We start from the raw sequence: 13,916 nt of genomic DNA, 5'->3' as shown, positions 1-13,916 counted from the left end.
AGGCTTTCTTGCTTATAACTTCGTAAGACAGATTCACATATCTTGCAGCGGTTGACAATATGTATGATTTGCACGCAGATAGGAGCATGTAAAAACAACATAGCGCTTCCGGAAAATGAACCCTGCGATCCTCTGCCAAACCGTCACTGTCCTTGTCATTCCGGAGTGTGAGGGCGAATAATTCCTTGATTATCAAGGCGCGGAGCAGCCGAGTCATGACAATGCAGATTTCACATATTTACGGAAGCCCTCTGTTTTCTCTAAAATTTTGCTTGTAAGCGTTAGCAGTCCAACACAACCGGACAAGAACATGTAGAGAAAGGAGAGGATAGAGGAAATGAGTGCAACCAGTAAAGCAGCAGCTATAGGAACGAAGAGAACGAAGCCTTCGGGCAACGGCTCCCTGCGTTCGAGAATTTTGAAAAACTGGGAGCTGTATTTGTTTATCGCCCCGGCCTTTTTGTACTTCCTGGTCTTCCAATATGGACCGATGTATGGGATTCAGATTGCCTTTAAGAACTTCACGCCGTCCAAGGGAATCTTAGGGAGCGATTGGGTAGGGTTTGCGCATTTTGAACGCTTTTTCAATTCCTATTACTTCTGGGAATTATTGTGGAATACATTGAGCCTCAGCCTGTATGAGCTTGTGATCGGGTTTCCGCTTCCCATCATATTGGCGCTTGCCTTTAACGAAGTGCGCAATGGATTTTTTAAGAAAAGCGTGCAAACGATTACGTATGCTCCGCATTTTATTTCTGTCGTGGTTATGGCGGGGATGGTCATTACCTTCTTGTCGCCATCGTCAGGGATGATCGTCAAGCTCATCGGCATGTTCGGCATCGACGCACCGGCCTTTCTGACGGACCCGAACTGGTTCAAGACGGTCTACGTGATGTCAGGCGTCTGGCAAAATGCAGGCTGGGGGACCATCATTTATCTGGCTGCGCTATCCGGAGTAGATCCGCAGCTGCATGAAGCGGCGATCGTAGATGGAGCCAGCCGGTTCAAACGCGTCATTCACATCAATCTGCCGACGATCGTTCCTACCATTACGATCTTACTGATCCTGAATGTGGGCAATATTCTAGGTGTAGGATATGAGAAGGTATTGCTGCTTCAGAACCCGCTGAATATGAATTCATCCGATGTGATTTCAACCTTTGTATATCGTTCTGGGCTTGTCAGCGCGCAGTACAGCTTCTCTACCGCCGTAGGCTTGTTCAACTCGCTGGTGAACGCCATCCTGCTGATTACGGTGAATAAAATTGCCAAGCGCACAAGTGAAACAAGTCTGTGGTAGACAGAAAGAAAGGAGGAATAGGCTATGGCTGCCAGCGTCATTAGGGAATCCAAGCGAGACAGACTGTATCTGATGTTCAACTACGTGTTCCTCGCGTTAGCGCTCATCGTTGTCCTGTATCCCGTACTCTATATCGTCAGTGCATCGATCAGCGATCCCAAATATGTGAGCTCCGGTGAAATGTGGCTGTTTCCTAAAGGATTGACTTTGAAGGGCTATGGGCTCGTATTTGATAATCCGAAAATTTGGACGGGCTACGGCAATACAATTATGTATACCGCCATCGGCACTTTGTTAAATCTCGTGGTTACGCTGCCAGCAGCGTACGCGCTCAGTCGAACCGATTTTGTAGGCCGTAAATTTTTCATGGGCATGTTTCTGGTGACCATGTTCTTCAACGGCGGTCTCATTCCGAGCTATTTGCTGATTAAAAATCTTGGCTTGATCAATTCCATCGGAGCGCTTATTTTGCCTGTGGCGGCATCGGTGTGGAATATCATTGTAGCCCGGACGTTTTTTGAATCCAGTATTCCCAAGGAGCTTCATGAAGCTGCTTATATAGACGGTTGTACGAATTTGAAGCTGTTCCGCCTGATTATCATTCCTTTATCGGCACCGATTATCGCGGTTATGGCGTTATTCTACGGTGTGAATCATTGGAACAGCTATTTCCCGGCCTTGATCTATCTCAATGATGAGACCAAGTATCCGCTGCAGATGGTGCTCCGCCAAATTCTCGTTCTACAGGAAATGTCTGCAGAGACGACAGGAGCAGCCGTCAGCGGCGATATGGCCATCGCGATGAACAACAAGGCCGAGATTGCAGCGCTGGTGAAATATGCGGTCATTATCGTGTCGACGCTGCCTATTATCGCCGTTTATCCATTCCTGCAGCGCTATTTTGTACAAGGTGTCATGATTGGTTCCGTTAAAGGATAACTGTAGTTGAAACGCATAATTTTAGGAGGCCATACGCATGAAAATCACAAGACATCCTAATAACCCGATTGTCGTTCCGGGCGATTACGAATGGCGGAAGGTAACGGTATTTAACCCTGCCGTTATTATCGACAATGACAAATTCTATATGATCGAGCGCACGGCCGGCTCGCTGACTCCGTGCAAGAACTTCCTGGGCCTCCTGGAGAGCGAGGATGGCGTGAACTTTACCCACGTGAAGGACGACCCGATCCTCACTCCCGACGAGCTGGGCTTCCCGTACGGCAGCGTACAGGACCCGCGTGTCGTCAAGATCGACGGGACCTTCTATATGAACTATGCGCTGCGTCCTTGCGCGATGAGCTACTACCCGACCAACCGCGGGGTTCCTGAACGGTCCATCCCTAAGTATCCGGACGGCTGGGGCGAACAGGAAGGCCACTGGCTGACCCGCTCCTCAATCGTCAAGTCCACGAACCTGATCGACTGGGAGTTCGTGGCCGATACGACTCCACTGGAGATTAATGACCGCGACAACATCCTGTTCCCGGAGAAAATTAACGGCAAGTTCGTCCTGCTCCGCCGTCCGGAGGAGTATGTAGGGGAAGAGTACGGCACGGAGAAGGCTGCGATGTGGATCACTTACTCCGAGGATCTGATCAACTGGGAAGAGCCTAAGCTGCTGGCCAAGGGCGAGAATCCGGCTTGGGAAGGCAGAAAAATCGGAGGCTCCACGCCGCCGATCAAGACGGATAAGGGCTGGCTGGTGCTTTACCACGGCGTAGATGAAGAGATTGTTTACCGCGTCGGCGCTTTGCTGCTCGATCTGGAGAATCCGGAGAAGGTCATTGCCAGAACCAAAAACTTCATCATGGAGCCTGAAACCTATTACGAGAAATTCGGCTATCAAATTCCGAACGTCATCTTTCCGACAGGGAACGTCGTGAAGGACGGACTGCTCTATATCTACTATGGGGTGACGGACACGGCCATCGCACTCGCGACGGTACCGCTCGATGAGCTGGTGGACTATATCTTGAACGAGCCGCAATAAGCGGTGGCGATACAAAAAGCTTGAATTCTCTTGATAGGAGAATTCAAGCTTTTTTGCTGCCGTTCTAGGCTATTCCAGTTCTTTTTTGGATGAGGCGTACAGTTTGCGGTATTGTCCAGGCGTATAGCCGGTCTCTTTCTTGAATTTACGGATAAAGTTCGGGGCATCCAGATAGCCCACTTGTTCGATGATTTCCTTGAGCGGGGCTGTCGTGTGTACGAGCAGCCGGATCACTTCTTCCATCCTTCTCTGCCAGATGTATTGAGTGAAGTTATGACCCATCTTTTCTTTGAAGCTGCGGCTCAGGTAGGAGATCGACACGGAATATTTCAGGGCGACATGCTCCAGGCTGAGCGTATAGTCGGCGAATTTCTGATCGATATAAGCGACGATATCCTCAATCAAGGAAGGCTGTTCCGTCTCCGTATTGCGCTCGACCTGCTGACAGATGCTGACAGACAGGGAGGTTAGACGGACTTCAAGCTCCTCCAGCGTTTCAAATACAGTGAAGTTATTAATGCTCGTGAAGACATCATTCACGCCCAGCTCATGGGCGGTGCGCAGCAGGGAGTTCAACAGGTCGAAGCAGATGCAGCGCAGCAGAGCGGCCGGCATCGAGGCTTCCTTGATCTGGGCAATGATATCGGCAATCATCTGATTCGCTACCGTTTCATTGCCTTGCTTCAAGCTTTGCTCCAGCTTCAGCATTAGCTTCTTGGGAATCCAGAAGGCTTCCGAAGAAGCCGATGTGATCATCTCCTGCAGCTGCTCAAAATAGGTGACCCGCCCGCTCGCACCCAGAATCCGGTTATCGATGGCTGTTGCTGCTTCGATAAACGACTGGTTAATACTAGCGAGATCGGGATAGGGCAGTCCGACGCCGAAATACGGCACGATCTGGGCGTTTTCGATGATAATCACTTTAACGGCTTCAATGACTCTTTCAATTCGTTTCTGAACCGGCTCCTGGTCTTCAGCAGGTATGGAGATTAATAGGGCAAGCTGATCTTTGGTAGAGAATTCAACGCCATACACAAGAGCGTTCAAATTCGGAAGCTCCAGCTCACTGAGCATCTCTTGCAAGTGCTGCCTAAGGTTAGAAGCGCTATCGCCCTCCAGCGCGTCATCCCAGGCCAAGATCAGGGATATATATAACCCGGGTCCGTTCGGATATTCAAGCCCGGCGCCTGCCACCATGCGCTCGATTTCCGGATCATCCGGTTTACCGTGCTTGAATAGCAGGAGCAGACACTGATTACGGACGAAAGGCTCCTGGGTGTCTATTCGAGCGCTGTATTCATGAATGGTCTGCTTGATCCAATCCCATTCATTGCGGGTTCGGGAAATGTCGTGATCCGGACTCTTCAGCTTCGTGAATTCGATCAAGTCCTTGATCGGGTGATATTGCCGCTTGGCCAAAAACATCGCGACGATAATACCGGTCAATACCGTAATACAGAACACCAGGAGAATCAACGTCTGGATATGGACCACTTTGCTGAAGAATTGATAGCTGGGCATCGTGGTGACGTAGTTCCAGTTGTTTTCCTTGGATCTCACCGACACGACGGAATGCTGAACGCCGTTCAGCTCCATGCTGTGTATGCCCGGCTCCAGGGAGGACAAGGTTTCCAGCACATCAGGAGGAAGACTCGTTCCGTGATTATTGGAGGTAAGCAGCTGTCCGTCTTGTTTGAAGATATAGCTGCTTCCGGAGAAATTGTTCAGGATGGTGTCCATCACGCCGGTCAGCTTCGTTTCATCTACCAAATAAACAACCGTACCGGTCGGATAGAGGTCGTTCGGCTTGATGGGAAACAGCATGGTCAGCATGGAATCTTTGCGCGAGTTAACGTTTACATTCTCGGCCGGGCGGATGAGCGGCTGCTTGATCTCATTCAGATCCCGGTAAATTTGCTCGCTGCTCCAGCTCTTATATTGGTAAAAAGTCCCAAAGGCCACATGCACATTCGTTAATCCGCGGTAGGAGTAGATATTTTCATCGTTATGGAAATAAAGGAATAAATCTTCAAGGATGCTGCTGTTGGCCTTATAATTGCCCAAGGCTTCAATCGCTTCCAACTCGTAGTAGGGATGATGGACCATATAGGAGCTGAGCTGTTTGTCGTAAGCGATCCGGCTCGTAATTTGCTGCAATTCATTCATGCGTTCATCTATGGTTAATTTGAATTGATTCAATTGATTGACGTTGGTCTGCTCGACCTCTCTGCGCAAGTCATTGACTGCGTTTTCATAGATGAAAACCGTAACGCCGGTTAGAGGGACTAAGAACATCAGGATATACGACAACGCATACTTAAAGAGCAGCTTCGACTTGAAGCTGTTCCAGGACATACGGAAGCTGGACACGACGGATGACTTGAATGGTGATGTAGGCATGAATGCGCTCCCTCTCCCGGTTCTATGGAACAAACAAAATAAACGTTTCAATTGTATGCATCTCACCATTATGGAGGAAAAAATGACTGATGTAAAGAAGGGCCAGCGCTAGGCTCAGCCTTGTGTGGCCTAAAGAAATTCATTCAACGAAGCAGGTCTCCCTATTCATCTACCATCCGACTATGCCGATATACCTAAAGGACAGCTAGATCAAAGGGACTATGGGAAGGAAGATGAAATTGGTTAAAAAGCTTACATGGGTAACCCTGATATTGGGGCTATCGCTATTATGGTTTGGTGATGCTATGGGCGATCGTCCGTTCACAGCCGAAGCGTCATCGGTAACAAACGCAACCTACGACACGGCGAAACAATATGTAAGGCTTACGCCTAGCCTCCAAGAAATCCGGGTAAGCGAAAATACGTGGATCAACGTAAATTGCTTTGCCTATGACGATAAAGGTCAGTTTACTCTGGTGACGTCGTCTTGCAGTTTTCGGATGGATGACTCCTCCGTCTCCACGGTAACCAGCAATGGAGGGGTATACGGAGTTGCAGCCGGATCGACTACACTGCATCTGGAATATAACCATCTGTCTGCCTCCATTCCTGTTGTGATAACGAAGAAAGAACGTGATACGAATCCGGGGACGAATCCGTCAGAGCCAACCGTCCCTTTATCCACGTTGGATGTTTATGTTGGTGTCGATAGGAACCGGCTCGACTCCCATCGCTCCGCGTCGCTGAATTTGATCAATGCCGTCAGGAACGCAGTAGGCGTCGCTCCGCTTACACTGAACGACAACCTAAATAAAGCGGCTCAAGCCCATGCGAACTATCAGCACATCGATAAGCGAATGGGCCACTACGAAGTAGAGGGTAAGCCGGGGTTCTCGGGTGTGACCACAGGCAATCGGCTGCAAGCATTCGGCTATTCGTACTCCACCTATGGAGAGACGGTTGCCTCAACGGCGACATCACCTGATGGAGCTACGCAAGCGCTGATCGATGCACCTTTTCACCGGTATATTTTGTTAATGCCTCCTTACCGTGAGGTGGGGATTGGGGTGTCGCAAGGATATACGGTCATCAATCCCGCGGCGAGTCGAGGCAGCAGAGTGTCTGAAGACGGGAAGCTGGTCTATTATCCGTATCATGGACAGAACGATGTGCCGGCTTCATGGCTGGCCTATGAAACTCCGAATCCGTTGCAATATTACGGTAAAGAGGGCGCAAACGTCGGCTATCCGATTACGGTAAGCGGATCTATGAGAGATAAGCTTGCTTTTAAAAGCGCCCGTATTACGAGCCCTTCGGGCAGTTTAGACTATTACTTGGTTGATAGCACCAGAATGGGGTCCGAATACGGAATCATGCTCATTCCGAAAGAGCCTCTGCAAAATAATACGACCTATACTGTTATGATCGACTTTACGCAAAGCAGTACCGTTACATCCGGAGGTGCGGCTGCCAAAAGCCATACATGGAGCTTTACGACGAGGTCCGATACGCTGCAGTCGATATCGCTAGACGGCTGGAAATCTTCAGTCGGTAAGGGACAGAGCGTGAAAGTACCGAACGTTACGGCTTATTACGTTAGCGGGGCGAAACGGGACGTAACCTCGCTTGCTACATTTGCATCGGATTCGGCGAATGTAAGCATTCGTGACGGCCAACTGACCGCTGTAAACGCAGGGACGGCGACCGTCACGGTCAGTTTCGAAGGGAAGACCCATACCTTTCAGGTCATTGTAAAAGATAAAGCGGAGCAAGTGTCAAGTCCTACTCCTGCGACCCCAATTGCGAATGAAACCGGCGATTTAGCTCCTTCGTTCAGCGATATTGGGTCCCACTGGGCGAAGAGCGCGATTTTGTGGGCACAAAGCTTTAAAGTGATTGACGGGTTTGAAGACGGCACGTTTCGACCGGACGCTCCGGTGACGGAAGCCCAGTTTGTATCCATGATATTCCGGATGTACCCGGACAGCGTGAAGGATTTTGCAATGACCGGTTCTGCAAATCATTGGAGCGATTTGTATTATGAATATGCTGAACATTATCAGCTCGGCCTGGAGCCTGGCAAAGCCGATCTTGCACTTCGGGATGCTGTCCTGCTGCGAGCGGATGTAGCCCAGATCATCGCCAGGTTAAGCGGGCAAAAAAACTTGAGTAACGATCAGGCCATCCAATATTTGCTGAATGCGAAGTATTCGGAAGGAAAAACGGCGGCAACTGTTGCTGGTTATGCCGGCCAAGAAGAGCTAACTCGCGCAGAGGCGCTGCAGTTTTTGAAAAACTTGAAGGATAAGAAATTCGATATCCCGGCCGTCAAGCAGGCAACAACAGTAACGACCGAAAAGCCGGAAAAGCCGGAAAAGCCGGAAAAGCCGGAAAAGCCAGCAAAGAGCGAAACGACGAATGCGCCGGAAACGAACAGACAGCCCAATGTGGACAGTCATCATGATATTACGGCTACTTTCCTGAATGACAGGACGGTTACGGTCGAAGGCATTTTGACCGATTTCACGGGTAACACGGTGCAGATTCAAATCTATGGACCGAATCCGCCGGAAAGCATCTTTACAGGTCCGCTTATACAAACGTACTCGGTTTCAGTCGAGACCAACGGGCGGTTCAAGTTGAAGAGCGACCCGATGAGCGAGAATGCAGTCAACATTTATGTAAAGGCTAATGATGACTTGTCGTATTATTATGGAGTCCGTTTGAACTAATGGACGTGATATAGAGCGTTGCTCTCCCGATTACCCGGTGTAAGTCACACAAAAAAGCCCACCTTTCATCAAGGACCTGGTGTCCGAGATGAAAGGTGGGCTAACTAACTTGTAATGTTGAACTACTCGAAACTATTTAATTTTGACGAGTACTTTTCCTTTGGCTCTCCCTGATTCCAGGTATTTCATAGCTTGATCCGTATCTACAAAAGGAAAAACTTGATCAATCACCGGCTTTATTTTTCCTTCTTCAATGAGATCCTTGATCTGATTCAATTGAACGCCGCTTGGCTTCATAAACAAAAAATGATAGTCTACATGGTATTTCGATTCCAAAGCCGTGATCTTCCTACTTGCGATAGACAGCAATGTCGTTTTGAACCAGCCGAGTTGTTGTTCTCTGCCGAATCTGGCGTTAGGGAGGCCGGAGACCGACACAATTTTTCCATGGGGTTTAAGCACTTTGAAGGATTTTTCCAAAGCTTCTCCCCCTAAGGTGTCATAAACGGCATCGAATCCGGATAAAACCTCTTCGAATTGTTCTTTTTTGTAATTAATAATTTGATCGGCACCCAAGGACTGGACGAGGTCATATCCTTTCTCGCTTGCAGTTGTAGCTACATAGGCTCCCATAGCCTTGGCGAGTTGAATTGCGAAGGTACCGACCCCTCCTGAGCCTGCATGGATCAAGATCTTCTGATCTTTCTTGAGATTCATGATATCGGAAAAAGCTTGCAGGGTCGTAAGTCCAACCAGTGGAATGGATGCCGCTTCCTCGAAGGTTAGGTTTTTTGGTTTTAGTGCGATCTCCGTCTCATCAATGGAAATATACTCCGCGAAAGTTCCAATGCGAGTTTTCCGAGGTCTCCCGTATACTTCATCCCCTGGCTTAAACGCTTCTACCTTAGTACCCACTTTCACGACGACTCCCGAAAAATCATTTCCTAGGATTAAAGGAAATTGATGACGGATGAGAAGTTTCACTTTCCCCTCTTTTATTTTAAAATCGATAGGATTTAAACTGGCGGCATGGATTTCAACCAGCACATCATGAGCTCCAACCACTGGGGTAGGCTGGTCGGTCATCCTCAAAGGAACGTTTTTTCCGTATTGATCAATAGTGATAGCTTTCATTATGGTTCGCAACTCCTTTATTTGATTATTAGTTTAAACATATAAACGAATAGTGTAAAAAAATTAGAGTTTCATCTAGGCTAAGATCCCTGGCACTCATTTTCAATATTGACAATCAAGGATTTCAGCTTTTGTAGCGGTTCTCGAAGGGTCAATAGATAATAATTTTCTACCCCTTTTTTCTCTAAGCTGATAAAGCCAGATTGCTTCAGAATTTTTAGATGATGGGAAACGGCCGGTCTGGAAAGATTAATATGTTCAGAAATAGTATTTACATTAAGCCCTGATTTATGCTGGGATAGCAGCATAATAATGGCCTGCCGATTGGCATCTGTTAATACTTCTAATAGAGGAATGCACGACTGAAATTGTAATAAAATATGAGCATGCTGAGAGGTCATCTTGATCCCCTCCTTTAGTTTATTGGTTTGATCTTTTGGACGTAATGATAATATACGGCTTCTGTTTTGTCAAGCGTACGGTGTGGTTGCAGGTGGCCAACTACATCGAAATAACAAAAAACACACTTTCCGATCAGGCAAGCAGTGCCCCGAAAGGTTCGTGTGTTGGCTTAAGCGGGTGAAGGGAATCGAACCCTCGCTTCAAGCTTGGGAATTTTATCTTTCTTACCCGATCTATCCTTATGTGAACGGAAAAAGCTTGATGTATCAGGCTTTCCGCTTTTTTCTGAACTGACTGATAGGAGCGATTTGGCCCTCACCCGATGTGTCTCGTCCCCATTTTGTCCCCACTCCGTCCCTAACTTTTTGGGGGTCGAACTTCTCGAGTCGGTCTGCCACACCTCGGCTGGCTTTGGGGGTTACGTGTGCGTAAAAGTCTCCAGTAGTTTCTAATTTAGCGTGTCGAAGTCGTTCTTGGATGAGCTTCAGATCAACGCCGTCCTCAAGGAGCAGCGTGGCAGCCGTGTGCCTCAGATCGTGCAGGCGGATATGCTTCAATTTATGTTTCTTGAGAAATCTCCTCCATGTTGCTGTTGGAGTGTCGTGATAATAAGGCTTGCCTGTCCTGTTATGGAATACGTATTGGTGATCTTCACCCAACCAGTCGTCAGGATGGATTTCTAGGTGTTCCTCATTCCAAGCGAGGCGGAATTCTTTTAGCTCCCGCATATACCACAGTGGCATGTCTACCCAATCCTCATTATCTTCCTTGGTGCCTTTAACCGCGGCCGTTCCGTTCTCTGTCCATGAAATGCTCTTGTCAATGTAGAAACGGTTCTGGTCGAAATCTACATTCGGCCATTCGAGCGCAAGCAGCTCGCCGCGGCGGTATCCCCCAAACATTGCACCAAAGAAGTAAAGACGCCAAAGAGGTTCCAAGTCCATAAGAGTCAGTACTAACCTTGACAATCATTGTCTCTACCTTAGCCCATGGCTTAAATTGCGCCATCGTGTACGTATCGACCGCATGCCGGATGATATCGTGTCCGTATGGGAGGGGGTGGGTCATATCCGTTACAAAGGCCGTGCTGCGGAATCCACCGGTGGTGCCGGACAAACCTACAGGGCTGCGCGTGGTAATAGCTGGCACCAATGCCCTGATTGCTTGGGACAAAAATCCGAGATCAGACTTTTTGATTCTTGGATACAACGTCTACGTTGACGGGGCAAGGTTAACAGCGATGTAATCCCATACTGCAAACCTGGATACATCCACCCGATGCCAGCTACTGGATCGCACAGTATCACCGTCAAGGCTGTGTCTATCTTTGACGTGGAGAGTGCGGCCAGTGACGCAGTGTCGGCGTCCGTTGCGGGTAAGGTCATTGCCGTTAAAGACACATTTGATCGACCGTCGAGTGCCAATCTAGGCAATGTGGAGGTTGGTGTAGCTGGGGCATTGGCGTGGGAGCGGACAAACGCGGATCGCTACGATATCTATAACCCCGAAGGCACTAACGGCAGCTTACGCCGTACAGGAGCCTCTGGCATCGGGCAATATGCCGTTGTACAGACAGGGGTAGACGATATGGTCATGACGATCGATCATACCGCCTTAGCTGCCAACAAAGGTCCAACGGTAGTGCTGCGGTTCGCAGACAATCAAAACCTTATATCCGTGTCATTTTCACTCAAAGCAGGCTTCTCGACAAGGATCGCCAACCAGCTATCGAGCAACATCATAGAGTCGCCTAACATCAGCCCGAATGTTGCGGCAGGCGAAAAGCGGACGTATACGATCGGCGTCCTTGGATCGACTGTTTTTGTCTTGATCAACGGGTCACCACTTATGGTGGATTACGACGAGCGTCTGTCCCAAGTCAAGGGCCGTAAGGCTGGCGTCGGGTCGTCTGACCCTAATGATTTATTCGACAATTTTGAGGTGACAGCACGATAGGATTCAAGCCCCGAGCAATCGGGGCTATTTTACATGCTCGGGAGTCGAGCGGGAAGGATGAATATATGACTATAGACGAAACCAAGAAGCTCTCCGAACAACTCACCGGAGTCCGACTTGATTTAGCCCGTCTGGAAACAAAGCTCGACGCCATCAAGGATCTGAATAAAAAAGTCGAAACGATAGAGGACATCGCAAAAGAGGCGCTGCAAAGCACGAGATCAGCTCATAAGCGCTTGGAGGACATCAAAAACGGCGAGATCAAGACGCTTACAGATAATCAGACTTGGCTTTGGAGGACTGCTATTGCTGCTCTAATCGGGGGGCTTATCAATCTGCTCTGGAAGGGGCTTGGTCATTAATGGAACAATCATTTTTCACCTGGGAGGCGTTGTCCACGATGGGAGGCGCTTCTTTGCTGACGTTCTTCATCGTCCAGTACACAAAGGGAATGCTTGACCGCTACCTGCCATGGCCGACCGATTACTACGCGGTTGCCATCGCCTTCGGCGTGCTGCTGGTGGCGCAGCTTGCCGTGGGAGCAGACGGGAGGGATTGGCGGCTTTATGCTCTGACGTTCGCAAACGCCTTCCTGGTCGCCGCTGCCGCCGCTCAGATGCAGCACAAATCCATTAAGCCTCCAGGTGCGAGGCAGGAGGGGGACAAGCAATGAAGCCATCAGAGTTTATTGCAATCATCGCCCCTATCGTGGCCAAGCTGCGCGTCGAGGGCTCGCCGATCTTCCCGTCTGTTCGCATCGCGCAGGCGATGCTGGAGACCGGCTGCACCCTGCACAGCTGGAACAACCTTGTTGGGCTAAAGGCCGGCAGCGGCCTGCCCAACGCCTACTGGAGCGGACGCAACGTCTCCACGAAGACGTGGGAGGTGTACGACGGTGTCCGCCACGATGGCGTGACGGCGTACTGGCGGGCATACGATACGGTTGAGGATTGTTTTAGGGATCAAGACCTTCTGTTCACGTGGAGCCGCTACGATCGGGTGAGGGCCGCGAAATCACCCCAAGCACAGACGGCAATGCTGCTGGCCTGCGGCTATGCGACCGATCCGCGCTATACGGACAAACTGAACAGCCTGATCGCCAGCAATGGGTTAGACAAATATGATCAAATGGAGGATAAATGGGATATGGCAATGAAGCTTGCTGAGTGGCAATGGGATATGCTGTATGAGGTGCTGGGCAAGGCGTACAATGAGGACAGGTTGGCCTGGGAATGGCTGCAGAAGATCAAGGACCGGACGATGACGACCGCGGAGCTGGTTTTCATCAATACGGTGCTGGATGGCCGGATCGATCGGAAGCTTGAAGTGTAGGAAAAATTACCTTACCCCGCTGGCGTGTGCTGGCGGGGTAACTGTTTATTTAAATTTCAAAGTTAAAACATTGAAAATCCCCGCTGATTCTTCGTGAAACACAGGAAAAAGCGAACAATTTCCATAGGAATAACCTCCTCCCGCTTACTGGCATAAGAATGGTGGGGCAAGTCCATGCTATAAGGGCAAGTAGCAAAACCAAACTTAATTATGCGAAGGGAGATCTCTTACAACATGAACAAGTTCGGTAAAGCAGTGCTTACATTCGCTCTGATGGCAACTGTAGGCTTTGGCGGACAGGCTATGGCTGAAAGCAGCATGGGGACAACAGGAACGACCGGATCAAGCCAATATGGAACCAGTACGCACAGCGATGGGACCTACGGCACCTCCCCGAGCGGAACCTCGCTGACAGGCACAACGACAGCCAATGGTACCGGATATGGCGGCAACTACAGCACTAATTCTTACCGCACCAACGCTGCTGATGATAATGGCCGCAGATCTAACTGGGGATGGCTTGGTCTGCTCGGCTTGATCGGGCTCGCAGGTATGCGTGGTCGCAATCGCGAAGAAGGCGATTTCCGCAAATAATTGCTCCATTAATTTAAAGAATAATTCACTCAATCGGACACATACTAAATTTACTGCCTTGTAACAGCTTATG

At 49.3% G+C, this 13,916-nt stretch carries 13 protein-coding genes; 9 read left to right on the top strand and 4 right to left on the bottom strand.

Going from position 1 to position 13,916, the window contains the following annotated elements; translation table 11 throughout:
- The first annotated feature begins 337 nt into the window (after nucleotides 1-337).
- From WMW72_RS31170 to WMW72_RS31160, 3 genes are read left to right on the top strand one after another with little or no spacing between them, the layout of a single operon-like run.
- Entirely contained in the window at nucleotides 338-1,300 is a 963-nt protein-coding gene (locus WMW72_RS31170; RefSeq protein WP_341419503.1) for an ABC transporter permease, read from the top strand.
- 24 nt (nucleotides 1,301-1,324) lie between these two features.
- Complete coding sequence (locus WMW72_RS31165) at nucleotides 1,325-2,239, top strand: carbohydrate ABC transporter permease (RefSeq protein ID WP_341419502.1); 915 nt, start codon at nucleotides 1,325-1,327, stop codon at nucleotides 2,237-2,239.
- A gap of 37 nt (nucleotides 2,240-2,276) precedes the next feature.
- Nucleotides 2,277-3,293 carry a glycoside hydrolase family 130 protein gene (locus WMW72_RS31160; RefSeq protein WP_341419501.1) on the top strand — a complete coding sequence of 339 codons (1,017 nt, stop codon included), beginning with the start codon at nucleotides 2,277-2,279 and terminating at the stop codon, nucleotides 3,291-3,293.
- Nucleotides 3,294-3,362: 69 nt separating this feature from the next.
- Here WMW72_RS31160 and WMW72_RS31155 read toward each other — a convergent pair whose 3' ends face one another.
- Complete coding sequence (locus WMW72_RS31155; RefSeq protein ID WP_341419500.1) at nucleotides 3,363-5,693, bottom strand: helix-turn-helix domain-containing protein; 2,331 nt, start codon at nucleotides 5,691-5,693, stop codon at nucleotides 3,363-3,365.
- A gap of 233 nt (nucleotides 5,694-5,926) precedes the next feature.
- On the opposite strand from WMW72_RS31155, the gene WMW72_RS31150 reads away from it, so the two are divergent.
- Nucleotides 5,927-8,425, top strand: a complete 2,499-nt coding sequence (locus WMW72_RS31150) for an S-layer homology domain-containing protein (protein WP_341419499.1) — start codon at nucleotides 5,927-5,929, stop codon at nucleotides 8,423-8,425.
- 132 nt (nucleotides 8,426-8,557) lie between these two features.
- On the opposite strand, the gene WMW72_RS31145 is transcribed toward WMW72_RS31150, so the two are convergent.
- The 3 genes from WMW72_RS31145 to WMW72_RS31135 all read right to left on the bottom strand — a co-directional run bounded on the left by WMW72_RS31145 (nucleotide 8,558) and on the right by WMW72_RS31135 (nucleotide 10,905).
- A complete protein-coding gene (locus tag WMW72_RS31145; RefSeq protein WP_341419498.1) occupies nucleotides 8,558-9,559 on the bottom strand; it encodes an NADP-dependent oxidoreductase in 1,002 nt (333 codons plus the stop codon).
- A gap of 80 nt (nucleotides 9,560-9,639) precedes the next feature.
- Nucleotides 9,640-9,960, bottom strand: coding sequence for an ArsR/SmtB family transcription factor (locus WMW72_RS31140; protein WP_341419497.1), 321 nt, complete (start codon nucleotides 9,958-9,960; stop codon nucleotides 9,640-9,642).
- A gap of 267 nt (nucleotides 9,961-10,227) precedes the next feature.
- Nucleotides 10,228-10,905: a site-specific integrase gene (locus WMW72_RS31135; RefSeq protein WP_341419496.1), complete on the bottom strand. Its 678-nt coding sequence runs from the start codon at nucleotides 10,903-10,905 to the stop codon at nucleotides 10,228-10,230.
- Nucleotides 10,906-11,239: 334 nt separating this feature from the next.
- On the opposite strand from WMW72_RS31135, the gene WMW72_RS31130 reads away from it, so the two are divergent.
- From WMW72_RS31130 to WMW72_RS31110, 5 genes are all read left to right on the top strand, one after another.
- The gene (locus tag WMW72_RS31130; RefSeq protein WP_341419495.1) at nucleotides 11,240-11,917 is read left to right on the top strand and encodes a hypothetical protein; all 678 of its coding nucleotides are present in this window, start codon (nucleotides 11,240-11,242) and stop codon (nucleotides 11,915-11,917) included.
- Nucleotides 11,918-11,982: 65 nt separating this feature from the next.
- Nucleotides 11,983-12,279, top strand: a complete 297-nt coding sequence (locus tag WMW72_RS31125) for a hypothetical protein (protein ID WP_341419494.1) — start codon at nucleotides 11,983-11,985, stop codon at nucleotides 12,277-12,279.
- Nucleotides 12,279-12,590, top strand: a complete 312-nt coding sequence (locus WMW72_RS31120; RefSeq protein WP_341419493.1) for a hypothetical protein — start codon at nucleotides 12,279-12,281, stop codon at nucleotides 12,588-12,590. Before WMW72_RS31125 ends, WMW72_RS31120 begins: the two co-directional genes overlap by 1 nt.
- Nucleotides 12,587-13,249, top strand: a complete 663-nt coding sequence (locus WMW72_RS31115) for a glycoside hydrolase family 73 protein (RefSeq protein ID WP_341419492.1) — start codon at nucleotides 12,587-12,589, stop codon at nucleotides 13,247-13,249. Before WMW72_RS31120 ends, WMW72_RS31115 begins: the two co-directional genes overlap by 4 nt.
- Before the next feature lie 234 nt (nucleotides 13,250-13,483).
- Entirely contained in the window at nucleotides 13,484-13,843 is a 360-nt protein-coding gene (locus WMW72_RS31110; RefSeq protein ID WP_341419491.1) for a WGxxGxxG family protein, read from the top strand.
- Nucleotides 13,844-13,916 lie beyond the last annotated feature (73 nt).

Source organism: Paenibacillus filicis (assembly GCF_038070315.1).
GTDB lineage: Bacteria > Bacillota > Bacilli > Paenibacillales > NBRC-103111 > Paenibacillus_G > Paenibacillus_G filicis.
This window is presented reverse-complemented; position numbering and strand designations above follow the sequence as displayed.